This window comes from Halorubrum trapanicum, assembly GCF_017873555.1.
Taxonomy (GTDB): domain Archaea; phylum Halobacteriota; class Halobacteria; order Halobacteriales; family Haloferacaceae; genus Halorubrum; species Halorubrum trapanicum.
Map to the genome: position 1 here is coordinate 71,089 of NZ_JAGGKE010000004.1, position 25,559 is coordinate 96,647.

Consider the following 25,559-nt stretch of genomic DNA (forward strand, 5'->3'; position numbering starts at 1 on the left):
ACACTTTCACTCTGGTAGCCCCACCTTTTTGTATTCCCGTCGCCTCGCTTCACTCGCACGTCACACGCGTGCATTCCCCCCTTCACGAACCGCGAGCCGCTCGCTCGTCGATACGACGGGCGAGGCGACCGCGGTCGACCGGAACCGATTAGCGGTCGGCGCGGCGACGACGTGGCATGCTCAGTCTTGCCGACATCCGCGAGGCGCGCGAGCGGGTCTCGGGCGTCGCCCGGCACACGCCGCTGGAGCGGTCGCGCTCCTTTTCGGAGATGAGCGGCGCCGACCTCCACCTGAAGCTGGAGAACTTCCAGCGGACCGGCGCGTTCAAGATCCGCGGCGCGATGAACCGGATCGAGACGCTCTCGGACGCGGAGCGCGAGGCCGGCGTCGTCACCGCGAGCGCCGGCAACCACGCGCAGGGCGTGGCGCTGGCGGCCAGCCGCGCGGGCGTCGACGCCACCGTCGTGATGCCGAAGTTCGCGCCCGTCTCGAAGGTGAAGGCCACCCGCGGGTACGGCGCGAGCGTCCGGCTGGAGGGCGTCGATTACGACGAGGCGCAGGCGTACGCGCACCAGCTGGAGCGCGAGGAGGACCGGACCTACGTCCACGCGTTCGACGACCCCGTCGTGATGGCCGGGCAGGGGACGCTCGGCCTGGAGATCGTCGACGACTGTCCCGAACTCGACACCGTGGTCGTCCCGATCGGCGGCGGCGGGCTGATCTCGGGCGTCGCGGTCGCGATCAAAGAACAGCTCCCCGACGCCCGCGTCGTCGGCGTTCAGGCGGAGGGCGCGGCCTCCGCCGCGAAGTCGCTGGAGGCGGGCGAGCTCCGCGAGATCGACAGCGTCGACACGATCGCCGACGGGATCGCGACCCGATCCGTCGGCGAGCAGACGCTCGACGTGATGGCGGAGTACGTCGACGAGGTCGTCACCGTCGACGACCGCGAGATCGCCCTCGCGCTCACGCTGCTCTTAGAGCGCGCGAAGACGCTCGTCGAGGGTGCCGGCGCGGTCGCGCTCGCCGCCGTGCTCTCGGAGGCGTTCGAGTACGACGACGGCGAGACGGTCGTCGCCGCGCTCTGCGGCGGGAACATCGACCTCAACCGCCTCGGCACCGTGATCCGGCGCGGCCTGGTCCAGATGGGTCGGTACCTCAAGATCACCATCGACCTGAAGGACCGGCCCGGCGAACTGGAGCGCGTCTCCAGCATCGTCGCGCGCACCGGCGCGAACGTGTACGCGGTCCACCACGACCGCACCTCGCGCGACGTGGCCGTCAACGCCGCCGAACTCGAACTGGAATTAGAGACCGACGACGCCGAACACGCCGCCGACATCGTCGACGCGCTCGAAGCCGAGGGGTACGAGGTCGAAATTCTGTCGTAAGGTGGGCGATCACGACGGCCGTCTATAAATGGAACTGCGGTGGCGCGTGCCGACGAGCGCCCAGAGGGCGCGAGTCGCACGCGCGAGGGAGTCGGCCGACCGAAGGGAGGCCGACGAGGCTGGGGAGGCGTGAGGTGCTGTGCGGTCGCGGTCGGATGGGACTCAAAGGGGCAGTCGCCGGCGGCTCCGCCGCCGGCTGCCCGTGGCGCACAGCGCCACGCTGCCGCGAGGCCGGCGTAGGCGACGCAAGTACCGCAGGGAGGGAGCGGCAGCGACCGACCGAGGAACGCAGCGAGCGTACGCCGGCCTCGCGGCAGGGGCTTTGGAGGTGTTCACCCAGACGGCAGTGACGAATCAGCGAGCGGGTGACTCGAAGCGGCCGAAAGGAACGTCCGAAACCGCAGATCCCGAGTATTAGTCGTCTGCGGCCGCGGCGTCGACCTCACCTTCATAAAGCTCGCCGGCGCGCTCGCGCTCGGAGAGGTACTCGTCGGCGTCGAGCGCGGCCTTCACGCCCATGCCGCTCGCGGTCGCGGCCTGCTGGTAGTGGAAGTCGACCACGTCGCCCGCGCCGAAGAGGCCCTCGACGCCGGTGCGGGTCTGTCCGCCGCCGCGGCCGCCCTCGGTAATCAGGTAGCCGTCCTCGTCGGTCTCGATGCCGGTCCCTTCGAGGAAGTCCGTGTTCGGCGTGTGGCCGATGGCGTAGAAGACGGCGCCCACGTCGAACTCGTACTCGTCGACCTCGTCGGCGGTCGCCGGGTCGTCCAGCTTCTCCTTCGGGTGGCCGTCCGGGTGTTCGACGAGGGTCACGTGGTCGATCCCGTCCTCGGGCGAGCCGTGGATCTCGGTGAGTTCGGTGTTCAAGAGCAGCTCGATCTCGCCCTCCTCGACCGCGTCCATCGTGCGCTCGATCCACACGTCCTCGGCGCGGAACTCCTCGCGGCGGTGGGCGACGTAGACGGTGTCCGCGAACTTCGTCAGGAAGTTCGCCTCCTCCATCGCGGCGTCGCCGCCGCCGACGACGAGCATGTCCTCGTCGCGGAAGAACGCGCCGTCGCAGGTCGCACACGTCGAGAGCCCGTACCCCATCAGTTCGTCCTCGCCCGGGACCCCCAGCGTGCGGGCGCTGGCGCCCGACGCGGCGATGACGGCGTCGGCGGTGTAGACGTCGCCGTCGGAGAGCGCGACGCGGAAGTGGCCCGCCGGCTCCTTCGAGACGTCCTCGATGACGCCGTTGCGGGTCTCGGCGCCGAACTTCTGCGCCTGTTCTTTCATGTCGTTGATCAGGCCCGGCCCGGAGATCCCCTCGGGGAAGCCGGGGTAGTTCTCCACTTCGCTCGTCAGCGTGAGCTGGCCGCCCGGCTCGTCGCCCTCGATGAGCAGCGGGTCGTTGTTCGAGCGCGCGGCGTAGATGGCCGCCGAGAGGCCCGAGATGCCGGTGCCGGCGATGATCAGTCGACGGTGTTCGACGACGTCGTCGGTCATGCGAAAGGGTTCGCCGGCGCGCCGTATGTACGTTGCGACCGTTGGCGCGTCGGCCGCACGACCGGCGAGTGTGACACGGCCGACGACTGTTCAGATCGACGCGAACCCGGTCAGTCCGTCGGAAACTCCGGGGGAAGCCCGGTCGGCTGGGCGGGGGCGTCGTCGAGCGCCTCGAAGAACCGCCCGGCGACGAACGCCTCGACGACGTCCGACAGCGACTCCGACTCGGAGACCTCCGAGAGGATCCCGAGCGGGACCTGCGCGCCGGCCATCGCGGCGTGCCCCCCGGCCGAACCGACGGGGTCGAGCGCGTCGCGAAGCAGTTCGCCAGCGTCGAGGTCGGCGCCGCGGGCGCGAGCGGAGCCGTAGATCACCCCGTCCATGTAGCCGTAGACGAACGTCACCGTCACGTCCTCCAGATCGAGGAGGCGCTCGGCCGCCTGCGCGAGGGTGTCTCGGTCGGCGATCTCGCCGACGCAGGAGGCGGCCACCGACCCGCGGACGTCGCGGTTCTCGATCGCGGCCGCGAGCACGCGTAGCGTCTCGGGACTCACGCTCGGGCTCTCGACGCGTTCGAGCGTCGACTCGTCGGCGTGCGCGAGCAGCGCGGCGGCCGCCTCGAAGTCGTCGATGGCGGTCGCCCGCGTGAAGTCCTTCGTGTCGATCCGGATCCCGTACAGGAGCGCCGTGGCGAGGTCCCGGTCCGGCACGATCCCGAACCGCGAGAGGTACTCGGAGATTAGCGTGCTCGTCGCGCCGACCGCGGGGCGGATGTCCACGAACGACCCCGCGACCGGTCCCCGCGGCGGGTGGTGGTCGATCACGACGTCGACCGGGTGGCCCTCGGGGAGGCTGTCGTTGATCCCGGCGCGGGAGTGGTCGACCAGGGCGACGCCGCCGTACGCGTCGAGGTCGATCTCGTCGAACGGCCGGAGACCGATGTCGAGGAGGTTCACCATCGCGCGGTTCTCCTGGTGGGCGATCTCGCCGCCGTAACACGCGTCGGCGTCGACGCCGATCGACTCCGCGATCCGCGCCAGCCCGAGGGCGCTCGCGATGGCGTCCGGGTCGGGGTTGTCGTGCGCGACGACGAGGAGCGGTCCCGAGAGCGCCCGGAGGGCCGCGAGCAGCCGGGCGGGCTTCTCGTCGTCCGGCGTCTGCGAGCGGTCGCCGGCGAGACTCGGGGCGAGGTCGCCCGCATCGCCGGAGCCGCCCGCGCCGCCCGCGTCGTCCGCGCCGCCGTCGAGACCGATCGCCTCGCAGACGCGGTCGGTGACGGCCTCGACGGGGTCGACAACGCGGTCCGCGACCGCCTCGCTCGCCGCCCGCTGCTCGTCGGTCGGCGCCGTTCCGAGGTACGCGACGACCATCGCGTCCGGGTATCGCTCCCGGGCCGCGCGCGCGGCGGCGACGTTCCGCGCGGCGTCGTCGCTCGCGACCAGCACGATCGCCGCCGAGTCGGGGTACGTCGCCGGGTCGGTCGGGTCGGCCTCGACCGTGGCGACGTTGCGGTCGCGCAGCGTCGACGCCCACCCCGTGTCGTCGGTGATCGCCACCAGATCGCCGCGTCCCTCGCGGGTGCGCTCGGCGAGGGCGTTCCCGACCGCGCTACAGCCGAGCAGCAGGCGCCGGGTCATACGGACGCGACGAGGTCGCGAGGCAAAACGCTGCCGTCGGCGCGGCGGGGGTGACGCCCCGGACGCGGGGTCGGGGGGCGAACCGACATTACGCCGCGTCCTCCGAATCGTCTCCCTCGCGGAGCGCCCCGCCGACCGCGGCGGCGACGTCGACCGCCGCGCGGTTCTCGGCGACGTCGTGGACCCGGACGATGTCGGCGCCGCGGTCGGCGGCGAGCGCGGTGCCCGCGACCGTCGCGTGCTCGCGGTCGTCCGCGTCGCGTCCCACCGCGCCGTACAGCGACTTGTGCGAGTGACCGATCAGAACCGGACAGCCGAGCGCCGCGAGCTCCCCGCAGCGCGCGAGCAGCTCGTAGTCCTCCGCGGGCGACTTGCCGAACCCGAGACCGGGGTCGACGATCACGCGGTCGCGGTCGATGCCGGCCGTGTCCGCAAGCGCGAGCCGCTCGCGCAGCGCGTCGACGACCTCGCTCACCACGTCGTCGTACTCGGGGTCGGCGTCCGGGTCGACCGGCGCGTCGAGGCTGTGCATCACGATCACCGGGCAGTCCGCGTCGGCGACGACCGAGCGCATCTCCGGATCCTCCAACCCCGTCACGTCGTTGATGACGTCCGCGCCGGCGTCGAGCGCCGCCTCGGCGACGGCCGGCTTCCGCGTGTCGACCGAGACGAGCACGTCGCCCGCGTCGACCGCCGGCACCGACTGGATCGCCTCGACCGTCGGCACGACCCGATCGATCTCCTCCTCGACCGGGACCGGCTCCGCGCCCGGCCGGGTCGACTCCCCGCCGACGTCGACGATATCGACGCCGGACTCGACCATCCGCTCGACGCCCGCGACCGCGTCGTCGAGGTCGGCGTGGCGCCCGCCGTCGTGGAAGGAGTCGGGCGTGACGTTGAGCACGCCCATCACGGCGGTCCGGTCGGTCCACGGAAGGTCGGGGTCTTCGGGGTCGGCCGCTCCGTCGCTCGCGGCGACCCCGTCCGCTGTTCCGTCCACGCCGGAGTCGTCGATCCCGACCGCCCCGGCGAGGTCGGCCGCCACGCCACCGAGTCCGCCGGCGTCGGCCGCGTCGAGTCGGTCGACGAGCGCGCGGAGTTCGGCGACCGTCCCCGCGACGGTGACCGGGACCCGTTCGCCGCCGGCGCCGCGGTCCTCGCTCGCGCCGAGTCCGCCGAGCGCCGCGTCGCCGCCGACCGCCCGGACCTCGCTCGCGACGCGCTCGGCGCGGTCGCCGCGCAGCCGGAGGGTGAGGACGCGGTGGTCGACGCCGTCCCGGCGGGCCGCGACCCCCGCCGGCGGGACGCCGGCCGTGTCAAGCGCGTGGGCGGCGTCCGCTGGGCCGCGAACCGTTCGCTGGCGGACCGTCCGGTTTCGCGCCGCGCGGGCCTCGGCGACCGCGAACAGCGAGCCGACGAGCAGCACGCAGTCGTCTCCGTCGGCGCGGTCGACCGCGTCGGCGAGCGCGTCCGACACGTCGCCGCCCGCCATCACGCGGTCGACGCCCGCCGAGCGGAGCGCGGCCGCGAGCACGTCGGGGGCCTCGGCGCGGTCGATCGCGGGGCGGCAGGTGACCGCCGTCGCCGCGTCGGGGAACGCCGCGGCCGTCTCCGCGTGGTCCTTGTCGTGCATCGCGGCGTACACGAGGTGGAGATCGTCGTAGTCGTACTCGTCGAGCGTCGCCGCGAGCGTGCGAGCCGCCGCGGGGTTGTGCGCGCCGTCGAGGACGGTCAGCGGCGCGGTGTCGACCACCTCGAACCGCCCCGGCCACGTCGCCCGCGCGAGGCCGTCGCGGATCGCCCGGTCCGCGAGGTCGGTCCCCAGCGCCGCCGCGGTTCGGTCCGCGATCGCGACGGCGATCGCCGCGTTCGTCGCCTGGTGAGCGCCGACGAGCGGGATCCGGTAGGTCCCCTCGCGCTCGCCGACGATCGAGACCTCGGCGTCGGTGGCGCTGACGCGGCCCTCGTAGGTCGCCGTGAACGCCGGCGGGTCGTCGGACTCGGACTCGGCGTCACCGCCCTCCTCGGTGCCCCTCTCGCCCGTCACGCGCGTCACCGGCGCGCCGGCCTCGTCCGCGACCTCGCGGACCACGTCGAGCGCCTCGCCCTCGCAAGCGGTGACGAAGGGGGCGTCGGAGCGGGCGATCCGGGCCTTCGTGCGGGCGATCTCGCCGATCGTGTCGCCGAGCACCGCGGTGTGTTCCAAGGAGACGTTCGTCACGGCGGTCGCGGCGGGGTCGACCGCGCTCGTCGCGTCGTACTCGCCGCCGAGACCGACCTCCAGCACGGCCACGTCGACCTCGCGCCGCGCGAACTCCCGGACTGCCATCGCCGTCACGACTTCGAAGAAGGTGAGCGGCTCGCCGGCGGCCGCCCGGTCGATCAGCCACGGGCGCACCTCCGCGACGAAGTCGGCGACCGCGGCCTCCGTCATCTCCCGGCCGCCGACGCGGACGCGCTCCGTGAGCGCGGAGAGGTGCGGCGAGGTGTACAGCCCCACCGACAGCCCCGCCTCGCGGAGGACCGACTCCGTCATCCGCGCCGCGCTGCCCTTCCCGTTCGACCCCGCGATCTGAACGAACGGGACGTCCTCCTGCGGGTCGCCGAGGTGCGCCAGCAGCGCCTCCACCCGCTCCGTGCCGGGCTTGACCGAGAAGCGGCGGAGGTCGAAGAGGAACGCCGCCGCCTCGTGGTAGTGCATACGCCGTGAGTCGGGAGCGCGTCGCTTAGGGGTAACGGACCGGGACGAGGGAGGGGGTCCGGCGAGCGCCACGGCGACGGACCCGGCGGGCGCCACGGCGGCGCTTCCGTCGACGGCGCCGCCCCGCGTCGACCGAAGAGCAACCCTTACGCGCGCGGCGGCCGGAGTCGGTCGCATGAACGAGACAGCGATCGACGCCGCGGGAGACGCCCCCGCCGACGGGGCGAGTCCGGGCGGCCCCGCGGCCGATCCCGTCGTGAGCGGCGAGGGCGTCCGCAAGTCGTACGGCGACGTCGTCGCGCTCGACGGGGTCAGCCTCGACGTCGCGGCCGGCGAGGTGTTCGGGCTGATCGGTCCTAACGGCGCCGGGAAGACGACGCTGGTGCGCGCGCTCACCGGCACCACCGAGGCCGACGGCGACCTGCGCGTCTTCGGCGAGCCGCCCCGAGACGTCGACCCGGCCCGCATCGGGCTGCTCCCGCAGTCGTTCGACCCGCCCGCGCGGCTCACGGCCCGCGAGCTGGTCGACTACTACGGCGGGCTGTACGACGCGGCCCGCGACACCGAGGCGGTCCTCGAGGACGTGGGGATGGCCGACGACGCCGACGCCTGGTACGAGACGCTCTCGGGCGGCCAGAAGCGCCGGACCTGCGTCGCGACCGCGGTCGTCAACGACCCCGACCTGTTGTTCCTCGACGAGCCGACGACCGGGATCGACCCCGCCGGCCGGCGGGCGATACACCGGCTGATCGAGCGGCTCGCGGCCGGCGGCACGACCGTTTTCCTCACGAGCCACGCGATGGACGAGGTCGAGCGGCTCACGGACCGGGTCGCGCTGCTGCGCGACGGTCGGGTCGTCGCGAGCGGCGCGCCGGACCGGCTGGTCGCCGAACACGGCGGCGCGCCGCGGCTCGACGCCGCGACTGCCGAGTCGGCGACCGAAGAGGTCGTCGAGTCGGTCGCGAGCGGGGTCCGGGAGCGCCTCGGGACCGAGCCGACCGTCGAGAGGACCGAGGCGGGACTCCGGGTGCGGGGCGTGCGCCCCGAAGCGATCGGCGACGCGGTCGACGCGCTCGACGGCGCCGGGGTCGCCTTCGACTCGCTCTCGTGGACCGAACCGTCGCTCGAGGACGTGTACCTGCGGCTCACCGGCGAGGAGTACGCGCGACGAGGGGACGCGGGAGAGAGCGTCGAGAGAGCTGACGAGGAGGGCGACCGATGACCCGCCTCGGCCGGATCCGGACGGAGGCGGTCGCGGCGGCGCGCTCGTTCACCCGCCGCCGGACGGCGGTGTTCTTCACCTTCTTCTTCCCCGTCATCCTCGTCGTCATCTTCGGCGCGCTGGTGCGGACCCAGCCGACCGGGGGCGGCCTCTTCGCCGAGCCGGCGGGCTACTACATCCCCGGCTACCTCGCGGTCGTCGTCCTGTTCACGCCGCTGTCGCGGGTCGGCTCCGAGATCGCGCGCCACCGCGACGGCGGGCGGTTCGAGAAGCTGGCGACGACTCCCCTCTCGCGCGGCGAGTGGCTGCTCGCGCACACGCTCGTCAACGTCGGGATCATCGGCGCCGCGAGCCTGCTCATCCTCGGGCTGGTGCTCGCGGTGACGGACGCGACCCTGATCGTCTCGCCCGCGCTCGCCGTCCTCCCCGTCTTCGTCGCGGTCGCGGTCGCGCTGTTCTGCGGCCTCGGCGCGGTCCTCGGCGCGCTCGCCGACTCGCAGGACGGCGTGATCGCCGCGAGCAACACGGTGGCGCTCCCCCTGCTGTTCCTCTCCGAGACGTTCGTCACCCCGTCGCTGCTCCCGGAGTGGTTCCTGCCCGCGGTCGCCGCCTCGCCGCTGACGTACTTCGCGCGGGGGACCAGAGCGATAACGTTCGAAGGCGGCGCGTGGGCCGGCGACCTGCTCGCGTTGACCGCGCTCGCGGCCGGCTTCCTCGCGGTCGGCGCGTACGCGGTGCCGCGGACCGAGTGAGCGGGCGGCCCGTCGCCCGCGGGACGGCGGCGTCGGAGCGGCCGCCGTCCGGGATCCCGTAACCGTCCATTTATGTTCACAGCCCGCGTCCGGAGGAACTGAGAGGTAACGCCGTTGAGCACCGTTCACTTCACCTGTCCGGACTGCGCGCAGACCATCGAGGTCAACGATGAGATGCGCGAGACGATACTCGACGCCGGCTGCCCGGTGTGCACCGCGACCGCGGCGGAGGAAGACTTCGCCGTGGCGTGCGAGTGAGCGCCGCGGCCATCACCGACACCCTCGTGTCCGCCACGCGTTCGCACACCGCATCCGGTTGCTGTAGGTTTTTGCGTCGACCGCGACAACCGTTCGACGATGACGCCAGAACTCGAGGAGATCGATCTGGGAACCGTGCCGCTCGGCCGAACCGGCCTGCGGACGAGCGAGCTCCAGTTCGGCACGTGGCGGTTCGGCCGCGTGACCGAGGCGGGGAACGTTGAGATCGACGAGGACCGCGCCCACGAGCTGCTCGACGCCTACGAGACCGCCGGCGGGCGCTACATCGACACCGCCGACGTGTACGGCGGCGGCGACTGCGAGCGCTGGATCGGCGACTGGCTCTCCGAGCGCGACCGCGAGCGCTACACGGTCGCCTCGAAGGTGTACTGGCAGATCCGCGACGGCGACCCGAACAGTCGGGGCACGAACCGCAAGAACGTCCGCCACCGCGTCGACGCCCTGCTCGACCGGCTCGACACCGATTACATCGACGTCCTCTACATCCACCGCTGGGACGACGAGACGCCCGCCCGCGAGCTGATGAAGACGCTCAACGGGCTGGTCGAGTCCGGCAAGGTCCACTACCTCGGCGCCTCCACGCTCCGGCCGAACGCCTGGAAGGTCGCCCGCGCCAACGAGATCGCCCGGAGCGAGGGGTGGGAGCCGTTCAAAGTGCTCCAGCCGCGCTACAACCTCGTCGACCGCGAGGTCGAGGGGGATTACCTGGAGTTCGCGCGCCAGCGGAACCTCGCCGTCTCCCCGTGGAGCCCGCTCGGACAGGGCTTCCTCACCGGGAAGTACGACCGCGACGCCGACCTGCCGGACGACTCGAAGGCCGCCGAGTCCAGCCGGTTCCAAGAGGCGTACCTCACCGAGGAGAACTTCGACGTCCACGACGAGCTGGACGCGGTCGCCGACGCGGTCGACGCCTCGCCCGCGCAGACCGCGCTCGCGTGGCTCGCCCACCGGGACGGCGTCACCGCGCCCATCGTCGGCGCCCGCACCGTCGACCAGCTCACGGAGAACCTCGCGGCCGCGACGATCGACCTCTCGGACGAGCAGGTCGACCGCCTCACCGCGGCCAAGCCCGGCCCGTACGACGCGCTGTAGAAGGGAGTGCGGCGCTACCGATCGGCGCAGTACTCGACGAAGTTCCGTAAGATCCGCAGCCCCGTCTCGCCGCTCTTCTCGGGGTGGAACTGCGTGCCGAACACGTTGCCGGCCTCGTTGGCGACGACCGCCGGGAAGTCGACGCCGTAGTCCGCGGTGGCGACGACCGCGTCCGGGTCGTCCGGCTCCGCGTAGTAGGAGTGGACGAAGTAGGCGTACTGGCCCTCGACGCCCTCGACGATCGGGTGGTCGCGCGTCACCTCCAGCTCGTTCCAGCCCATGTGGGGCACCTTCCGGTCCACGTCGAACCGGACGTTGGTGCCGGGGACCAGATCGAGACCCGTCACCTCGCCTTCCCCCTCGTGGTCCGCCTCCTCGCTCGTGGTGAGGAGCATCTGCATCCCGAGACAGATCCCGAAGAGGGGACGGCCCGCCTCGGCGTGGTCGGTCAGCGCCTCACGCAGCGGGCCGGCGTTCTCCATCCCCTCGCGGAACGCGCCGACGCCCGGGAGGACGACGCCGTCGGCGGCCGCGAACGCCTCGGGGTCGTCGGTGATCTCGACGGCCGCGCCCGCGCGCTCCAGCCCGCGGGTCGCGGACCGGAGGTTCCCGAGCCCGTAGTCGACGACGACGACGTCCGCCAGCGTCTCCGCGGGCGGTTCGAAGGTGCTCATACCTCCTCTCGGAGGGGGACGGAAAAGTCGGTTTCCCTTGCGACAGTCGAATCGCGCGGGCGGAAAGGGAGTGGATCGAACGCGCTCAGCTCACTTCAGCGCCGCCTCGGCCATCCGCTGCGGGAAGCCCATGAGCAGCGCCACGATCCCCTGCGCCTCGTCGCCCTCGCGGAGCGCCGAGCGGATCCGCTGTGAGACGATCTCCACGGAGATGATCAACACGAGGATGACGAGGATCGTCGCCATCATGTTGGTGAACGCGAACAGCCCCTGCTGGACGGAGAGCACGTTTCCGAGCCCGCCGCCGCCGATGATGCCGAGCGAGACGGCGATCCGGACGTTGATCTCGAAGATGTACAGCGTCCACGCGATGAAGGGCGTCGTCACCTGCGAGAGCATCCCGAAGGTGATGAGCTGCGGCTTGTTCGCCCCGGTCGTCTCCATCGCCTCGATCGGCCCGTCCTCGATCTCTTCGAGCTCGTCCGTGAACAGGCGACCGAGGTTGCCGACGGTGTCGGTGGCGATCGCGAGCGTCGCGGTCACCGGGCCGATCCCGCCGAGCGGGATGTAGATGAGCCCCCACACCAGCGCCGGGATGGCGCGGATGGAAGACATGAGACCGCGGAAGATGAAGTTAAAGGGGAACGGCGTCACGCGGCCGGAGCCGAGCACGCCGAAAAGCAGCGCGAGCGGGAACCCCATCACGGTGCCGGCGAATCCCATCGCGAGGGTGATCCCGGCCTCACCGAAGAGCGGCGTCTCGCCGCCGAAGCCGCCCCAGATCAGGTTTCGCTCGTCGATGAACGCCCAGTAGTCGAGGAACCCGGCCGGCTCGATGAACGGGAACGCCGGCGTGAAGAACGGGAAGAAGTCGCGCAGCGCGTTGAGGAAGTTCGGGAGGTAGTTCGGAATGTTCGCCGCGAAGAAGCCGACGGAGATGAGCGCGTAGTAGAACAGGCCGGCGAGGGCCGCGAACCCGGCGAGAAACACCAGCGCGCGGACCCGGCGCGCGAGGACGATCTCCTCGTAGCGGTCGCGGACGCTGTCGCCGTAGCTCATTGGCCCATCCCCCCGCTGGAGACGCCGCGCTTCGAGGACGCGTCGTCGCCGGATTCGCTCGACGGGTCGGGACCGTCGTCGGCCTCGCCATCGGGCGCGAACATGCCCTCGGTGTCGATGTCACCGTAGATCTCGTCTATCACGCCCATGTCGAACTCGTCGCGGTAGCCGTCGAACACCTTCTTCCCGTCGCGGAGCCCGATGAACCGCTCGCCGAACTTCCGTGCGAGGTTCACCTGATGGAGGCTGATGACGGCCGTCAGACCGCGGTCGGCGGCGGCCGTCCGGAGGTAGCCCATCACCTGCTGTGAGGAGCCGGGGTCGAGGCTCGCGACCGGCTCGTCGGCGAGGAGGATCGTCGGGTCCTGGACCAGCGCGCGGGCGATCCCGACGCGCTGCTGTTGCCCGCCGGACATCTGCTGGGCGTTCTGCTGGGCCTCGTCTAAGAGTCCGACCGTGTCGAGCGCGTCGAGCGCCTGAAGCTTGTCCTCCTCGCTCTGTCGCTGGAAGAGCGAGTCAAGGAAGGTGTTGCGGTTGAGCGAGCCGGTGAGCGCGTTCGAGTAGGCGTTCATCTGCTCGATGATGTTGTGCTGTTGGAAGATCATCGCGATGTCGGGGCGGGGCTCGTCCACCGGCGTATCGCCGATCCGGATCTCGCCTTCGGTGGGAGTTTCGAGCCCGTTCATACATCGGAGAAGGGTCGATTTTCCCGATCCGGAGACGCCGAGCACGATGACGAACTCCCCTTCCGGGACCTCGAAGGAGACGTCGTCGAGCGCGACGGTCTCGCCGAACCGTTTCGTTAGTCCCTCGACTGTGATGCTGCTCATTAGGGCAAAATGATGTTTCCGGGGGGTTTACGAAAGGTCTTCGAACTCGAGACCGAGTTCGTCGAGTACGGTCCGGATCATCTCGTAGTCGTCTATCGTCCCCTCCTGAACGCCGGTGAACCAGAGCGGCTCGCCGTCGTAGTCGTCGCCGTGGCTGAGGTCGTCCCCCTCGACGTTCAAGATCGCCTCTTCGATCTCGCCCTTCACGGAGTTGTCCCAGTTAGACCGGGTCACGAGCGGCGCGCGCGGGATCGGGTCGGAGACCGCGAGGAGATCGAGCTGGGTGCCCGACGACTCGATCTCGTCTCCGGCGCCGTCGTACTCCGCGGAAATGTCGACGAAGTCCTGCGACATCTCCTCGAACTGCTCTTGGGGCACGTACGGGGCGGAGGAGAACGCGCCGGTCGTCGCGGCCATCACGTCGTCGCGCTGGACCATCTGCTCGCGCGCGGTCGTGTGGTCCGAGTACTCCGCCTCGAAGTTGCCCGCGTCGCCGTCGGGGGCGTTTCCGATGTCCAGCCCGGCGTCCTGAAGCACCGTGAGCGGGACGAGCGTCCCGGACACCGAGAGGATGTCGCCCATGTAGATGAGCTCGCCCTCGAGGTCGGAGAGCGACTCGATGCCGCTGTCCGGCGTCGTCGTGATCGTCGAGAAGTACTGGGCCGCGCCGTACGCGATCCGGATGCCGACGATGTCGAGGATGTCCTCGCCGGCGATGACCGCGGACGGGGAGATGTCGGCGATTTCGCCCTGATCGTTGCGGATGGCCTGAAGCGTCGCCGTGTAGCTCTCCGCGCGGCTCGCCTCGATTTCGACCTCGACCTCCGACTCGAGGTACTCGAACATCGGCTGGTACTGCTCCTCGATGGCGACGTCCGCCTCCGCCGGGTTCAACACGAACTGCGCCGTCGGCACGTCGTCGGTGCTGCCGGAGGTGCCGCCGTTGGAGCTGTTGCCGTCGCCGCCGTCACCGCCGCCGGAACACCCGGCGAGCGCGACCACGCCGCCCGCGCCCGCTGTTTTGACAAACGTTCGCCGGTTCGCCGACCACCTGTTGTCGGACATACAGACGGTACTTTCGCTCGCACGACTAATCGTTTTCTATGTTTTCTATATAGATCATGAACGACCGTCGTGGCCAAGCGGCGGTCGACCGGCGGATCAGAACTCGCCCAACCGCGACTGGCCGTCGCCGCCGTCCCCCGACCGTCCCCCGACGCCGCTCAGCTCGGCGGCCCGAGCGATCGTCTCGAAGAAGCCGTCGCGCTGGCTCCGGTCGTACAGCGTCGCCGCCGGGTGGACGGAGAGCAGGACGCGCCGCGATTCGCCGGCGAGCCTGGCGTCGACCACCTCGCCCGACTCCGAAGTGATCGCAACCGAGCGGTCGAGGAGGTGTTCGCTCGGCACCTTCCCGAGCGTCACCACCAGTTCGGGGTCCAGCCGGTCGATTTCGCTTTCGAGGTGGCCGCGGCAGTTCGCCAGCTCCGCCGTCGTCGGGTCCCGGTTGTCGGGCGGTCGGCACCGCACGCAGTTCGTGATCCGTACGTCCGCGCGGGCGAGTCCGGCGTCCTGCAGCGCGTCGTCGAGGACGTCGCCCGACCGCCCCACGAACGGCTCTCCCTCCTCGTCCTCGTTCGCGCCCGGTCCCTCGCCGACGAACAGCAGGTCCGCGTCCGTCGGCCCGACCCCGTCCACGATCCGGCTCCGGGACTCGACCAGCGCCGGGCACCGCTCGCAGGCCGGCACCCGGAGGTCCTCGTCGAGCGGGGAATCGGCGTCGCCGCCGTGTTCGCTCATACGCACGGCTCCGGGCGCGGGCGTCTAAGTCCCGTCGGTCGATCCGAAGCTCACTCGCCCGCCGCCGCCTCGCGGTGCGCGCTCGCGGCGAGCGACGCGATCCGGAGCGGCTCGCAGCGCCGGAAGCCGTCGCGGGTGAGTCCCCTGACAGCCGCGGCGGCGCGCTCGGGGTCGATACCGACCGCGCGGACGAAGCGGGGGTCGTCGGTGTCCGGTGGGTCGTCGGCCACGTCCGAGGGGTCGACCGCGACTCGGGCCGGGAGCGACCGGTACGCCGCGAGACGGTCGGCGAGCGCGTCGCCGTCGAACGCCTCGCGGAGCGCCGGTTCGAGTCCGGGACTCTCCTCGTAGCTCACGGCGTACACCGGGCGGTCGAGCGTCTCGGAGAGGCGGTCGAGGTCGAGGAGGTTGAACCAGGCCGGCGCGACGCCCGCGCAGGCGACGTGGCGAACGTCCTCGCGCGCGAGCGCGCGCCAGCAGTCGAGGACCGCGTCGGTGGCGTCCGTCCCGCCGACGGTACACCGCGCGAACGCGAAGCCGTCCGGAGTCCCGTCGGCGCGGACGACGACGCCGGCCGCGTAGCTGGCGTCGCGGGCGTCAGAGAAGGCAATGCCGAGCGTCCGGCTCGGCGGGGTCACTCACGCGTCCTCGGACTTGATCTCCTGGAGCCGGTCGAGAAGCTCGTCGTTCGAGGCGCCGGGCTCGTAGTCGACGGACCCCTGATGGGTTTCCTGGGCAGCCCGGACGCCGTCGTCGTCGTCGAAGTCCGCGTCCAGGTCCTGATTCTCCTGTTCGGACTCGTCGTAGCTGCCGAAGCCCATATGTGTGTGAGATTAGCAGGGGACGAGTGATAAATCCACGGGCGAGGGGGAGGGAATCCGAGCGTCGACCGCGCGGCGGCATCCGAACGCCGGCCGCGCGGCCGCGGCTGTAGCCTTTTGTCGCTCGGGGGGCGAGTACGGGTATGGAGCCGATCACCGTCACCGCGGACGCGGAGGAGTTCACCTGCAACGCGTACCTCGTCGTCGGGGACGCGACGACGCTCGTCGACGCGGGAACGATGCCCGGCGTCGACGACGTAATCGCCGACGCGCTCGACGACGCCGGCGTCGGCGGACTCGACCGCCTCGTGATCACCCACCAGCACCACGACCACGTGGGCGAGCTCGACGCCGTGGTCGACCGGTTCGACCCGCGGGTGTTCGCGTACGCCGACCACCCGCACCGCGACGTCGCGCTCGAGGACGGCGACGAGATACTCGTCGGCGACGAGCCCTGCGAGGTCGTCTACACGCCGGGCCACGCCGACGACCACGTCTCGCTCGTCGGCGAGGAGCGGCTCTACTCCGGCGACGTCGTCGTCTACAACGACGGCGCCTTCGACGACGGCTCGTTCGGCCGCACCGACATGGCCGGCCAGTCGCGCGAGCGCCTGATCGAGAGCCTCCGCGGGATTCTCGACCGGCTCCCCGACACCACCGCGGCGATGTTCCCCGGCCACGGCGACGTCTACCGCGCCGTCGACGGACCGGACACCGTCCGCGAGGTGATCGAGCGCGCGACGGAACGCGCCGAGCGCCGCGAGCCGAAGTACCCGGACGAGTAAGCGGGACCCGAATGTAAAGGCGGGAGACGAGAAGACCGACCGCCAACGTCGGCGCGCCCCCGAGCGGCCGCCACCGGCGGCCGCGAGGGGTCCGCGAGGGAGGCGGCGGTCCGGCGCGGCCCCGCCCGCGCCGGGCCGTCCGCCGAGGCTGGGGAGGAGCGAGGCACACGCGCGGCTGGCCGTCGAAACGAGACGAGACGAGAGTCCGCGAGAAGGGCCGAAGCCGGCCCGGAACCGACCGGATTAGGCCGCGCGGCGCTCGGTCGCCTTCGGGCGGAGGTTGGTGTAGCCGCACTTGCGGCAGCGCTCGGCCTCGGAGGCGTTGCGGGCGTTACAGCGCATACAGATCTGTCGGTCGAGCATGCGGCGTTCGGCGGCGTCGAATTTGGCCATACGGCTACTGGACGTGCGGTGCTGTAAAAGGTTGCGAGACGCCGCGGCGACCGCGGGAGAACGCTTACTGGGGGAGAACCGGGGTCAAGCGCCCGCTTCGGAGAGGGCGGCCTCGATGTCCTCGCGCTGCGTGACGCCGACGAAGCGGTCGACGACGCCGTCGTCGTTCTCGACGATGAGCGTCGGGAGCGAGCGGACCTGGTACTGGTTCGCGACGTCCTGCTCCTCGTCGACGTCGACCTTCTGGAGCTCGAACGCGTCGCCGAGGTCCTCCTGAATCTCCTCCAGGATGGGGTCTTGGGTCTTACACGGGCCGCACCACTCGGCGTGGAAATCCAGCAGTCGAACGGTCATAGTCGGCGTCAACTATCGCCGGCCCGCGCATAAGGGTTTCCCACTCGTGCGTGCGCGCGCCCCACGCGACCGGCCGACCGCGCGGCGACGGCGCTCACCGCGACCCGAGCAGCGAACGAAACGTTTAGAACGCGGCGACCCGCAGAAACGGGTATGAGTGGTTCCAACTCCGGCGGGCTGATGTCCAGTGCGGGACTGGTCCGCTACTTCGAGAACGAGGACCGGAACGCCATCGCGATCGACCCCAAGACGGTCCTCGCGTTCTCCGTCCTCTTCGGCGTGTTCGTCCAGATCCTCTCGCTAACCGTCGCGTAGAGTCCCCCCGCGGTTCCTCGTTTCCCCGCTGAACCGACCGTGAACCGACCGACCGCGTAGCGCGCCCTTTTTCCACGCGCCCGCCCCACCGATCCGTATGAAAGCAGGCGTCATCGCCGTTCAGGGCGACGTGGCCGAGCACGCCGCCGCCGTGCGCAACGCCGCGGCCGCCCACGACGAGTCCGCGGAGGTCGTCGAGATCCGGGAGGCGGGGATCGTCTCGGACTGCGACGTCCTCCTCGTGCCGGGCGGGGAGTCGACGACCATCTCGCGGCTGATCCACCGCGAGGGGATCGCCGCCGAGATCGGCGACCACGTCGCGAGCGGCAAGCCCGTGCTCGCCACCTGTGCCGGACTCATCGTCTGCTCGACCGACGCGAAAGACGACCGTGTCGACGCGCTCGGCTTGGTCGACGTCTCCGTCGACCGCAACGCCTTCGGCCGGCAGAAGGACTCCTTCGAGGCGAAGATCCCGGTGACCGGACTCGACGACCCCTTCCACGCCGTGTTCATCCGCGCGCCGCTCATCGACGACGTGGGCGCGGGCGTCGAGACGCTCGCGACGGTCGACGGACGCCCGGTCGCGGTCCGGGACGGCCCCGTCGTCGCCACCGCGTTCCACCCGGAACTCACCGACGACCCGCGGATCCACGACCTCGCCTTCTTCCCCGAGCGGGAGGTGGTCGCGTGAGCGATCCGAGCGCGGACGACGGCGAGGCGGCGGGGGCCGACCCCGAGACCGACGAGGATCCGGAGGTCCCGCCAGAGGCAGTCCTCGACGAGCTGTTCGCCACCATCGAATCGCGGCGGGAGGAGCTTCCCGAAGGGTCGTACACCGCCTCCCTCTTCACCCACGAGAAGGGCGAAAACGCCGTCTTAGAGAAGATCGGCGAGGAGACGACGGAGGCGATCCTCGCGGCGAAAGACGACGACCGCGAGGAGCTCACCTACGAGAGCGCCGACCTCGTCTACCACCTGCTCGTGCTGTTCGCGATGAAGGACCTCGACGTCGACGACCTCCGCGAGGAGCTGCGCGACCGTTTTTAAATCCCCTTAGCGCTCCCGTTCGAGTTCGCGGTCGATGTCGTCGATCTCCTCCGTCTCCAGTTCGTCGCCGATGCGGCGCTCGAACTCCGCCTCGCTGATCTGCCCCTCGACGTACTGCTTCCGGAGGCGGTCCTGGCGACTGCTTCCGGCGTCGACCGACGTCGACGACGACCCCGTACCGATCGAATCGAGCGACGCGGAGTCGTCGTCGCCGAGGAGCCACGAGCCGGCCTTGTACGCGACGTAGCCGATCCCGACGAGAACGGCGAGCGTGACGATCCCGGATATCACCGCGGTGGCGAGCCCGATGATCGCAGAGATCACGGACAGTACGACGCTGATCCCGATCAGGATCACGAGCGCGACCGCGCCGTAGTAGAGGGCCTTCGTTCCGTCCATGCCTCGGGGTCGGGCTGCCGGGCGCAAATACCTTCTCCCGTGGACGAGGCGTCCGGTACCCGAGAGCCGGCGACCGAGGGCGACGGCGGCGACGGCGATGACGACGACTCCGGCGGGGGGAGCGGGAGCGGCGGGTCCGGAGGAGGCGGCTCGGGCGGCGGCCCGTCGAACGCGGTCAACGGGCTGGAACGGGCCCTCGCGGCCGCGGTCGACCAAGCGAGGCGGGCCGAGGAGCGCGCCCGGGAGGGCGACGCCGAGGGCACGGAGCGACAGCTCGCGAACGTGCTCGACCGGATCGCCCGGATCGAAGAGCGGCTCGCCGCCGCGCGAGAGGGGCTTCCGCCCGGACTCGCGAACGCGACCGGGAAGCGGGTCGAGCAGGCGACGAAGCGCGTCGAACAGGCGCGGAACGCCGACAAGCTGTAGTCCCGGCTCGGCTGTCGTCGCCGGCGTCACCCTCGCCGAGCGTGTGCCACCTAATACAGCGAGGGAGTCCCGCCGTTCACGGCGGGCGGGAATCGCGCCATGAGTAACACCCAACCGCAAAACACTATCCTAACCAACTCCCCAATTTGTATAAATACATAGCACCACATGTGATGTGTAGATGGAGGTTCAACGTACCGCTGTCGTGAAACTCTCCGTTCCCAACGGCCGCCGAGACGACCTGGAGGAAACAATGGATACCTTCAGGAACGCCGCCCAGCGGTTCGCTGATCGAGGATGGGAGGGCAACAACGACGGGTACGTGATTACCTCTCGCTCCCAGCTTCAACCATACCTCTACGACGACATCCGAGATGAAACCGGATTGCACTCTGACCTCTGTGTTGCTGCGGTCAACCATGCCGCCGATGCACTCCGTGGCGTCGTTGACCGCATGAAAGAGGGTGAGAAAGTTTCCAAGCCGGTGTTCACGTCGAACACGACTGTTTACAATACCAGTGCAATCAGCTATTTTGATGGGTATTGTACGCTTGCCGCCTACGGCAGTGGTCGTATAAAAGCCGAATACGTCTATCCAGACGATTCCATTCAGACTGAGTACATGGAATCAGACGAATGGGATAAACAGGGGGCGAAGCTCCGATACGACCAGCAGACAGATACCTACTACCTCCACGTCTCAGTCAAGCAGGAACGTGACGACACGCAGGAAGAAGCCGAGGGCCGAACAGTCCTTGGCGTAGATCGCAACGTGGACGGGTATCTCGCTGTGACCAGCTCCGGTGCGTTCATCGGTAACGCAGACCTATTGAACCACAAACGCCGCGAATACGAACGCCGACGCCGCAACCTACAACAGACCGGAACGCGATCAGCCCATCTCACAATCCAGTCGATTGGTGATCGCTTCGCCAATTGGAGCGAGAACTATCTACACCATGTGTCGAAAGAGGTAGTTACTGAGGCTGTCGCCAACGGGTGTGAAACGATTGTACTGGAAGACTTAGAGAATATCCGAGAGCGGATGTCAGATCTCTCAAAGTTCCAGCAGTGGGCGTTTCGAGAGCTATCGCGGAAGATAACCTACAAGGCGAAAGCTGAAGGAATCACTGTTGAAGTGGTGAATCCAGCCTACACAAGCCAGCAGTGTAGTCATTCCGAGTGTGGGTTCACACATGAGGATAACCGCGACGGCGATGAGTTTGTGTGTCAGAAGTGCGGCAAAGAGCTACACAGCGACTACAACGCGGCGCGAAACATAGCAGCGCGGTATCTCCGGAATCGGCGTAAGTCTGGTTCCGGAGGGGCAACCAATCACCTTGCCCTGAAGTCAGGAACAGTGAATGGGAGCGGCGATTTCACGCCCACCGTATCACGCGGGTAGACCGGGAGTTCACTGACAAACCCCGGTGTTTACGCCGGGTGTAGGTGATCGCGCACCAACGGATGGAAAGCTATAGGGCGCCGAATCGACCACGCACCTATAAGCAGATGTCTCAGGAGGGATACGACCACGCGACGGTCGAAGAACGCTGGCAGGAGGCGTGGGACGACGCCGACGTGTACCACGTCCCGGACGACGCCGAGGACCCGACGTACGTCCTCGGGATGTACCCGTACCCGTCCGGGAAGCTCCACATGGGCCACGTCCGCAACTACACGATCACGGACGCGTACGCCCGCTATCGGCGGATGCGCGGCGACGACGTGCTCCACCCGATGGGGTGGGACGCGTTCGGCCTGCCCGCCGAAAACGCCGCGAAGGAGCGCGACACCAACCCCCGCGACTGGACGTTCGACTGCATCGACACGATGCGAGGGCAGATGAAGTCGATGGGGTTCGGCTACGACTGGGACCGCGAGGTCACCACCTGTACCCCCGAGTACTACCGGTGGAACCAGTGGCTGTTCCGCCGCTTCCACGAGGCCGGTCTCGTCGAGCGCCGCGACGCCGAGGTGAACTGGTGTCCCTCCTGTGAGACCGTCCTCGCCGACGAGCAGGTCGAGGGCGACGACGAGCTGTGCTGGCGCTGTGACACCCCCGTCGAGACCCGCGAGCTGGACCAGTGGTTCCTGAAGATAACGGAGTACGCCGACGAGCTGCTGGAGGCGATAGACGGGCTGGAGGGGTGGCCCGACTCCGTCCGCCAGATGCAGCGCAACTGGATCGGCCGCCAACACGGCACGGAGCTGTCCTTCGACGTCGAGGGGTACGGCCCCGTCGAGGCGTTCACGACCCGGATCGACACGATCTTCGGCGCGACGTTCTTCGCGATCGCGCCCGACCACCCGATCGCCGAGGAGCTGGCGGAGGACGACCCCGACGTCCGGCGGTTCGTCGAGGAGGAGGCCGACCCCGACGGTGACGAGCCGAACGGCGTCGCGACCGATCTGTCGGCCACGAATCCCGTCACGGGCGAGGAGATCCCCGTCTACGTCGCGGACTTCGTCCTCTCCGACGTGGGGACGGGCGCGCTGATGGCGGTCCCGGCCCACGACGAACGCGACCACGCGTTCGCGACGAAGAAGGACGTCGAGATCCGCCCCGTGATCGCGCCGGAACCGGACGGCTGGGACGGCGAGACGGTCCCCGACGCCCCCGACGTCGAGGAGGCGGCGTTCACCGAGGACGGCGTCGTGATCGGCTCCGGCGAGTACACCGGTCTCGACAGCGAGACCGCGAGAGAGGCGATCACGGCCGACACCGACGGCGCGAGCGAGGCGACCCAGTACCGCCTGCGCGACTGGGGCATCTCCCGCCAGCGCTACTGGGGGACGCCGATCCCGATCGTGAACTGCGACGACTGCGGCGCGGTGCCGGTGCCCGACGAGGACCTGCCCGTCGAGCTGCCGGAGTTCATCAACACGACGGGGAACCCGCTGGACGCCGCCGACGAGTGGCAGGCGACGACCTGTCCGGAGTGCGGCGGGCCGGCGACCCGCGAGACGGACACGATGGACACGTTCGTCGACTCCTCGTGGTACTTCCTGCGGTACGTCTCGCCGGACCTCGAGGACGCCCCCTTCGAACTCGACCGCGCGAACGACTGGATGCCGGTCGACCAGTACGTGGGCGGCATCGAACACGCCGTGATGCACCTGCTGTACTCGCGCTTCTTCACGAAGGTGCTGGCCGACGAGGAGGGGTTACAGCACCGCGAGCCGTTCACGAACCTGCTGGCGCAGGGGATGGTCCAGCTGGAGGGCGAGAAGATGTCGAAATCGAAGGGGAACGTCGTCTCGCCCCAGCGGATCGTCGACGAGCACGGGGCCGACACCGCGCGGCTGTTCATGATGGAGGCCGCCCAGCCCGAGCGCGACTTCGACTGGTCCGAGGAGGGCGTCCGGTCCACCCACCGCTTTTTGACCCGCCTCAACGACCTCGTCGAGGCGTTCGCCGCGGGCGACGTGGCGCTCGCCGGGGACGGCGACGCGGAGACCGCCGACCGCGACACCATCGACGACTACGTCGCCGACGAGACCGACGCCGCGGTCGCCATCGCGGGCGCGGAGTACGACGATCTCACGTTCAACGTCGCGCTCCGCGAGGCGCAGGAGCTGGTCCGCACGCTCCGGAGCTACCGGGAGTACGCCGACCCGCATCCGGCCGTCTTCGAGCACGGGGTCGACGTCGCGGTCCGCCTGCTCGCGCCGGTCGCGCCCCACCTCGCCGAGGAGCTGTGGGAGACGCTCGGTCGGGACGGGTTCGTCGCCGAGGCCGAGTGGCCGACCGCGACGGTGGACCGCGACACCGTCGAGCGTCGCCGCCGGCTGGTGACCAACACCCGCGAGGACGTGCGCGACATCATCGACGTCGCCGGCATCGACGACCCCGAGCGGATCGACGTGGTCGTCGCGCCCGACTGGAAGTACGACGCGCTGGCGATCGCGATCGACAGCGACGCCGACAACCTGATCTCCGAGCTGATGGCCGAGTCACACATCCGCGAGCAGGGGGACGCCGCCGCCTCGTACGGGCAGGACCTCCAGGCGAACCGCGAGGCGTTACGGGAGACGCTCGGCGGCGACGCCGAGTACGACGCCTTACGCGCGGCCGCGTGGCTGATCGAACGGGAATTCGACGCGCCGGTGCGCGTCGAGCGCGCCGCGGACGCCGACGAGGACGTGGTCAGCAAGGCCGAGCCGGGACGCCCCGCCATCGACATCGTCGAGTAGCGCTCGGTCGGACGTTTTAAATTACTGCCCGACCCCGGAAACGCTTAGTCGCCGGGGCGGCGCCCTCCGGTATGGACGATCCGTACGCCCCCGCGCGGGACGCGCTCGCCGGTGACGACCTGACCGGCGGCGCGGCCGACGCCGACCCCGCCGTTCTCGCCGCTCGCCTCGACGAGAACGATCCGCTCTCCGGGTTCGCGGACCGGTACCGGATCCCGGACGGCGTGCTCTACATGGACGGTAACTCGCTCGGTCCCGCGAGCGACGCCGCCCTCGCGAGCCTCGACCGCGTGGTCGAGGAGTGGCGCGACCTGCTGATCTCGGGCTGGACCGACGCCGACCCGCCGTGGTTCGAGGTCGGCGAGCGGCTGGGCGACGCGCTCGCGCCGCTCGTGGGCGCGGAGCCGGACGAGGTGGTCGTCGGCAACTCGATCACGGTGAACATCCACACGCTGGTCGGCACCTTCCTCGACGAGCTGCTGGCCGGGAGCGGCCCGGAGCGTGAGGGGGTCGCGGCCGCGAACGGGGAGTGGGCGCCGGACGGGGACCCCGACGCCGACCCCGCCGTCCTCGTCAACGAGCTCGACTTCCCCTCCGACCACTACGCGATCCGGGCGCAGCTCCGCGGGCGCGGGATCGACCCCGACGAGAAGCTCCGGGGCGTTCCGAGCCGCGACGGGCGGACGATCGACCCACGAGACGTCGAGGCCGCGCTGGCCGCACACGACGATATCGGGATCGTCTTCATGCCGACCGCGCTGTACCGGTCGGGTCAACTGTTCGACGTGGAACGGATCGCCGCGGCCGCCCACGAGGCGGGCGCGTACGCCGGCTTCGACGCGGCCCACTCCGCGGGGGCCGTGCCCCACGAGTTCGACGCGACTGGCGTCGACTTCGCGGTGTGGTGCACGTACAAGTACCTCAACGCGGGTCCCGGCTCGATCGGCGCGCTGTTCGTCGCGGAGCGCCACCACGGACTGACGCCCGCGCTGGCGGGGTGGTGGGGCCACGAGAAGGAAACGCAGTTCGAGATGAACATGGAATACACCCCGGCCGACTCGGCGGGCGCGTGGCAGATCGGGACGCCGCCGCTGCTCGCGGCCGCGCCGCTGGAAGGCTCCGCCGAACTCCTGCGCGAGGCCGGGATCCGGCGCCTCCGAGAGAAGTCGCTCGCGCTCACCGACTTCCTGATCGCGCTCGTCGACGACCGACTCCCCGAGGTGTCGGTCGGGACCCCCCGCGACCGCGACGCCCGCGGCGGCCACGTCGCGCTCGAACACCCGGACGCCGAGCGGCTGAGCGAGGCGCTCACCGACCGCGGCGTCGTCGTCGACTTCCGACAGCCGAACGTGGTGCGCGTCTGCCCCGCGGCGCCCTACACCTCCTTCGCCGACGTGCTGGCGGTCGTCGACGAGGTCGAGGCGATCCTCGATTCGGGCGCACACGAGGCGTACGCGACGAGCGAGGGCGGCGTGACGTGATCGGTGCGAACGATTATTTATAAACCGAACTGCGGTGGCGCGCCCCGGTGAGCGGCCCGAAGGGCCGCGAACCGCGAGGGACCGAAGGTCCCTCTGGCAGCCGGCGCGTAGCGCCGGCGACGACGGTGCGAGGGAGTCAGTCGCCGGAGCGAAGCGACGGCGACTGACGAGGCTGGGGAGGCGTGAGGCGCGGTGCTGTGCGGGGCGGGACTCAAAGGGGCAGCCGGGAGGGCGCCGGAGGCGACGCAAGCACCGCAACGAAGGAGCGAGCAACGCGAGCGACTGAGTGAGGAGCACAGCGAGCGTCCGGCGCCCTCCCGGCTGGGGCTTTGGAGGTATTCACCGCAGAGAAGCCAGATACGTAGTACCGAACGGCTGGGGCTTTGGCGGTGTTCGTCGCCGCGGACAGATCGAACAGGAGTCGG

At 70.1% G+C, this 25,559-nt stretch carries 25 protein-coding genes and 1 pseudogene; 13 read left to right on the forward strand and 13 right to left on the reverse strand.

Features of this window, described 5'->3' with window-relative positions; genetic code table 11:
* Window positions 1-176 precede the first annotated feature (176 nt).
* Window positions 177-1,388, forward strand: a complete 1,212-nt coding sequence (gene ilvA, locus J2744_RS06355; protein WP_209545814.1) for a threonine ammonia-lyase — start codon at window positions 177-179, stop codon at window positions 1,386-1,388.
* A gap of 414 nt (window positions 1,389-1,802) precedes the next feature.
* Here ilvA and J2744_RS06360 read toward each other — a convergent pair whose 3' ends face one another.
* The 3 genes from J2744_RS06360 to folP all read right to left on the reverse strand — a co-directional run bounded on the left by J2744_RS06360 (window position 1,803) and on the right by folP (window position 7,211).
* Window positions 1,803-2,873 (reverse strand): NAD(P)/FAD-dependent oxidoreductase, encoded by a 1,071-nt coding sequence (locus tag J2744_RS06360; RefSeq protein ID WP_209545815.1) that lies wholly within the window; start codon window positions 2,871-2,873, stop codon window positions 1,803-1,805.
* 110 nt (window positions 2,874-2,983) lie between these two features.
* On the reverse strand, window positions 2,984-4,510 hold the full coding sequence (locus J2744_RS06365; RefSeq protein WP_209545816.1) for a DHH family phosphoesterase: 1,527 nt from the start codon (window positions 4,508-4,510) through the stop codon (window positions 2,984-2,986).
* A gap of 88 nt (window positions 4,511-4,598) precedes the next feature.
* Window positions 4,599-7,211, reverse strand: coding sequence for a dihydropteroate synthase (folP, locus tag J2744_RS06370; RefSeq protein ID WP_209545817.1), 2,613 nt, complete (start codon window positions 7,209-7,211; stop codon window positions 4,599-4,601).
* A 175-nt stretch (window positions 7,212-7,386) separates the two neighbouring features.
* On the opposite strand from folP, the gene J2744_RS06375 reads away from it, so the two are divergent.
* The 4 genes from J2744_RS06375 (at window position 7,387) to J2744_RS06390 (ending at window position 10,556) form a co-directional block, all read left to right on the forward strand.
* Window positions 7,387-8,433: an ABC transporter ATP-binding protein gene (locus J2744_RS06375; protein WP_209545818.1), complete on the forward strand. Its 1,047-nt coding sequence runs from the start codon at window positions 7,387-7,389 to the stop codon at window positions 8,431-8,433.
* Window positions 8,430-9,185, forward strand: a complete 756-nt coding sequence (locus tag J2744_RS06380) for an ABC transporter permease (protein ID WP_209545819.1) — start codon at window positions 8,430-8,432, stop codon at window positions 9,183-9,185. The genes J2744_RS06375 and J2744_RS06380 overlap by 4 nt, the downstream gene beginning before the upstream one ends.
* A gap of 114 nt (window positions 9,186-9,299) precedes the next feature.
* Entirely contained in the window at window positions 9,300-9,443 is a 144-nt protein-coding gene (locus J2744_RS06385; RefSeq protein WP_209545821.1) for a DUF7560 family zinc ribbon protein, read from the forward strand.
* Between the two features lie 99 nt (window positions 9,444-9,542).
* The gene (locus J2744_RS06390) at window positions 9,543-10,556 is read left to right on the forward strand and encodes an aldo/keto reductase (RefSeq protein ID WP_209545822.1); all 1,014 of its coding nucleotides are present in this window, start codon (window positions 9,543-9,545) and stop codon (window positions 10,554-10,556) included.
* 14 nt (window positions 10,557-10,570) lie between these two features.
* On the opposite strand, the gene hisH is transcribed toward J2744_RS06390, so the two are convergent.
* From hisH to J2744_RS06425, 7 genes are all read right to left on the reverse strand, one after another.
* Window positions 10,571-11,230 carry an imidazole glycerol phosphate synthase subunit HisH gene (gene hisH / locus J2744_RS06395; protein WP_209545824.1) on the reverse strand — a complete coding sequence of 220 codons (660 nt, stop codon included), beginning with the start codon at window positions 11,228-11,230 and terminating at the stop codon, window positions 10,571-10,573.
* Between the two features lie 90 nt (window positions 11,231-11,320).
* Window positions 11,321-12,289, reverse strand: coding sequence for a phosphonate ABC transporter, permease protein PhnE (gene phnE / locus J2744_RS06400; RefSeq protein ID WP_209545825.1), 969 nt, complete (start codon window positions 12,287-12,289; stop codon window positions 11,321-11,323).
* Window positions 12,286-13,119, reverse strand: coding sequence for a phosphonate ABC transporter ATP-binding protein (phnC, locus tag J2744_RS06405; protein ID WP_209545826.1), 834 nt, complete (start codon window positions 13,117-13,119; stop codon window positions 12,286-12,288). The genes phnE and phnC overlap by 4 nt, the downstream gene beginning before the upstream one ends.
* 27 nt (window positions 13,120-13,146) lie before the next feature.
* Window positions 13,147-14,184, reverse strand: coding sequence for a PhnD/SsuA/transferrin family substrate-binding protein (locus J2744_RS06410; protein WP_209545828.1), 1,038 nt, complete (start codon window positions 14,182-14,184; stop codon window positions 13,147-13,149).
* 96 nt (window positions 14,185-14,280) lie between these two features.
* A complete protein-coding gene (locus J2744_RS06415) occupies window positions 14,281-14,916 on the reverse strand; it encodes a uracil-DNA glycosylase (RefSeq protein ID WP_209545830.1) in 636 nt (211 codons plus the stop codon).
* 50 nt (window positions 14,917-14,966) lie between these two features.
* Entirely contained in the window at window positions 14,967-15,554 is a 588-nt protein-coding gene (locus J2744_RS06420) for an endonuclease dU (protein WP_209545832.1), read from the reverse strand.
* The gene (locus J2744_RS06425; protein WP_007995123.1) at window positions 15,555-15,737 is read right to left on the reverse strand and encodes a DUF5786 family protein; all 183 of its coding nucleotides are present in this window, start codon (window positions 15,735-15,737) and stop codon (window positions 15,555-15,557) included.
* A 143-nt stretch (window positions 15,738-15,880) separates the two neighbouring features.
* Between J2744_RS06425 and J2744_RS06430 the strand changes: the two genes are divergently transcribed.
* Window positions 15,881-16,522, forward strand: coding sequence for an MBL fold metallo-hydrolase (locus J2744_RS06430; RefSeq protein WP_209545834.1), 642 nt, complete (start codon window positions 15,881-15,883; stop codon window positions 16,520-16,522).
* 243 nt (window positions 16,523-16,765) lie between these two features.
* Here J2744_RS06430 and J2744_RS06435 read toward each other — a convergent pair whose 3' ends face one another.
* Together J2744_RS06435 and J2744_RS06440 are read right to left on the reverse strand one after the other, a co-directional pair.
* Entirely contained in the window at window positions 16,766-16,915 is a 150-nt protein-coding gene (locus J2744_RS06435) for a 50S ribosomal protein L40e (RefSeq protein ID WP_048078454.1), read from the reverse strand.
* Between the two features lie 84 nt (window positions 16,916-16,999).
* Entirely contained in the window at window positions 17,000-17,269 is a 270-nt protein-coding gene (locus tag J2744_RS06440; RefSeq protein ID WP_006111654.1) for a thioredoxin family protein, read from the reverse strand.
* A gap of 153 nt (window positions 17,270-17,422) precedes the next feature.
* On the opposite strand from J2744_RS06440, the gene J2744_RS06445 reads away from it, so the two are divergent.
* The 3 genes from J2744_RS06445 to hisE all read left to right on the forward strand — a co-directional run bounded on the left by J2744_RS06445 (window position 17,423) and on the right by hisE (window position 18,631).
* The gene (locus J2744_RS06445) at window positions 17,423-17,584 is read left to right on the forward strand and encodes a preprotein translocase subunit Sec61beta (protein WP_209545836.1); all 162 of its coding nucleotides are present in this window, start codon (window positions 17,423-17,425) and stop codon (window positions 17,582-17,584) included.
* A gap of 97 nt (window positions 17,585-17,681) precedes the next feature.
* Window positions 17,682-18,275, forward strand: a complete 594-nt coding sequence (gene pdxT / locus J2744_RS06450) for a pyridoxal 5'-phosphate synthase glutaminase subunit PdxT (RefSeq protein WP_209545839.1) — start codon at window positions 17,682-17,684, stop codon at window positions 18,273-18,275.
* Window positions 18,272-18,631 carry a phosphoribosyl-ATP diphosphatase gene (gene hisE, locus J2744_RS06455; RefSeq protein ID WP_321169792.1) on the forward strand — a complete coding sequence of 120 codons (360 nt, stop codon included), beginning with the start codon at window positions 18,272-18,274 and terminating at the stop codon, window positions 18,629-18,631. The genes pdxT and hisE overlap by 4 nt, the downstream gene beginning before the upstream one ends.
* Window positions 18,632-18,637: 6 nt before the next feature.
* On the opposite strand, the gene J2744_RS06460 is transcribed toward hisE, so the two are convergent.
* Window positions 18,638-19,030 carry a hypothetical protein gene (locus J2744_RS06460; RefSeq protein ID WP_209545841.1) on the reverse strand — a complete coding sequence of 131 codons (393 nt, stop codon included), beginning with the start codon at window positions 19,028-19,030 and terminating at the stop codon, window positions 18,638-18,640.
* 87 nt (window positions 19,031-19,117) lie between these two features.
* On the opposite strand from J2744_RS06460, the pseudogene J2744_RS06465 reads away from it, so the two are divergent.
* The 4 genes and pseudogenes from J2744_RS06465 to kynU form a co-directional block, all read left to right on the forward strand.
* A pseudogene (locus J2744_RS06465) lies at window positions 19,118-19,456 on the forward strand (hypothetical protein); the annotation flags it as partial.
* Between the two features lie 181 nt (window positions 19,457-19,637).
* Window positions 19,638-20,861, forward strand: coding sequence for an RNA-guided endonuclease InsQ/TnpB family protein (locus J2744_RS06470; protein ID WP_209545843.1), 1,224 nt, complete (start codon window positions 19,638-19,640; stop codon window positions 20,859-20,861).
* A 107-nt stretch (window positions 20,862-20,968) separates the two neighbouring features.
* Window positions 20,969-23,653, forward strand: coding sequence for a leucine--tRNA ligase (leuS, locus tag J2744_RS06475; protein WP_209545845.1), 2,685 nt, complete (start codon window positions 20,969-20,971; stop codon window positions 23,651-23,653).
* Between the two features lie 71 nt (window positions 23,654-23,724).
* Complete coding sequence (kynU, locus tag J2744_RS06480) at window positions 23,725-25,134, forward strand: kynureninase (protein ID WP_209545847.1); 1,410 nt, start codon at window positions 23,725-23,727, stop codon at window positions 25,132-25,134.
* Window positions 25,135-25,559: the final 425 nt, after the last annotated feature.

Excerpts from the sequence above, each read along its gene's own strand:
- phnE (WP_209545825.1), bottom strand. The coding sequence starts at position 12,289 with ATGAGCTACGGCGACAGCGTCCGCGACCGCTACGAGGAGATCGTCCTC.
- hisH (WP_209545824.1), bottom strand. The coding sequence starts at position 11,230 with ATGAGCACCTTCGAACCGCCCGCGGAGACGCTGGCGGACGTCGTCGTC.
- J2744_RS06425 (WP_007995123.1), bottom strand. The coding sequence starts at position 15,737 with ATGGGCTTCGGCAGCTACGACGAGTCCGAACAGGAGAATCAGGACCTG.
- J2744_RS06430 (WP_209545834.1), top strand. The coding sequence starts at position 15,881 with ATGGAGCCGATCACCGTCACCGCGGACGCGGAGGAGTTCACCTGCAAC.
- ilvA (WP_209545814.1), top strand. The coding sequence starts at position 177 with ATGCTCAGTCTTGCCGACATCCGCGAGGCGCGCGAGCGGGTCTCGGGC.
- J2744_RS06460 (WP_209545841.1), bottom strand. The coding sequence starts at position 19,030 with ATGGACGGAACGAAGGCCCTCTACTACGGCGCGGTCGCGCTCGTGATC.
- J2744_RS06380 (WP_209545819.1), top strand. The coding sequence starts at position 8,430 with ATGACCCGCCTCGGCCGGATCCGGACGGAGGCGGTCGCGGCGGCGCGC.
- J2744_RS06390 (WP_209545822.1), top strand. The coding sequence starts at position 9,543 with ATGACGCCAGAACTCGAGGAGATCGATCTGGGAACCGTGCCGCTCGGC.
- J2744_RS06435 (WP_048078454.1), bottom strand. The coding sequence starts at position 16,915 with ATGGCCAAATTCGACGCCGCCGAACGCCGCATGCTCGACCGACAGATC.
- J2744_RS06470 (WP_209545843.1), top strand. The coding sequence starts at position 19,638 with ATGGAGGTTCAACGTACCGCTGTCGTGAAACTCTCCGTTCCCAACGGC.
- J2744_RS06440 (WP_006111654.1), bottom strand. The coding sequence starts at position 17,269 with ATGACCGTTCGACTGCTGGATTTCCACGCCGAGTGGTGCGGCCCGTGT.
- kynU (WP_209545847.1), top strand. The coding sequence starts at position 23,725 with ATGGACGATCCGTACGCCCCCGCGCGGGACGCGCTCGCCGGTGACGAC.
- J2744_RS06410 (WP_209545828.1), bottom strand. The coding sequence starts at position 14,184 with ATGTCCGACAACAGGTGGTCGGCGAACCGGCGAACGTTTGTCAAAACA.
- pdxT (WP_209545839.1), top strand. The coding sequence starts at position 17,682 with ATGAAAGCAGGCGTCATCGCCGTTCAGGGCGACGTGGCCGAGCACGCC.
- J2744_RS06415 (WP_209545830.1), bottom strand. The coding sequence starts at position 14,916 with ATGAGCGAACACGGCGGCGACGCCGATTCCCCGCTCGACGAGGACCTC.
- folP (WP_209545817.1), bottom strand. The coding sequence starts at position 7,211 with ATGCACTACCACGAGGCGGCGGCGTTCCTCTTCGACCTCCGCCGCTTC.
- phnC (WP_209545826.1), bottom strand. The coding sequence starts at position 13,119 with ATGAGCAGCATCACAGTCGAGGGACTAACGAAACGGTTCGGCGAGACC.
- J2744_RS06365 (WP_209545816.1), bottom strand. The coding sequence starts at position 4,510 with ATGACCCGGCGCCTGCTGCTCGGCTGTAGCGCGGTCGGGAACGCCCTC.
- leuS (WP_209545845.1), top strand. The coding sequence starts at position 20,969 with ATGTCTCAGGAGGGATACGACCACGCGACGGTCGAAGAACGCTGGCAG.
- J2744_RS06445 (WP_209545836.1), top strand. The coding sequence starts at position 17,423 with ATGAGTGGTTCCAACTCCGGCGGGCTGATGTCCAGTGCGGGACTGGTC.
- J2744_RS06375 (WP_209545818.1), top strand. The coding sequence starts at position 7,387 with ATGAACGAGACAGCGATCGACGCCGCGGGAGACGCCCCCGCCGACGGG.
- J2744_RS06360 (WP_209545815.1), bottom strand. The coding sequence starts at position 2,873 with ATGACCGACGACGTCGTCGAACACCGTCGACTGATCATCGCCGGCACC.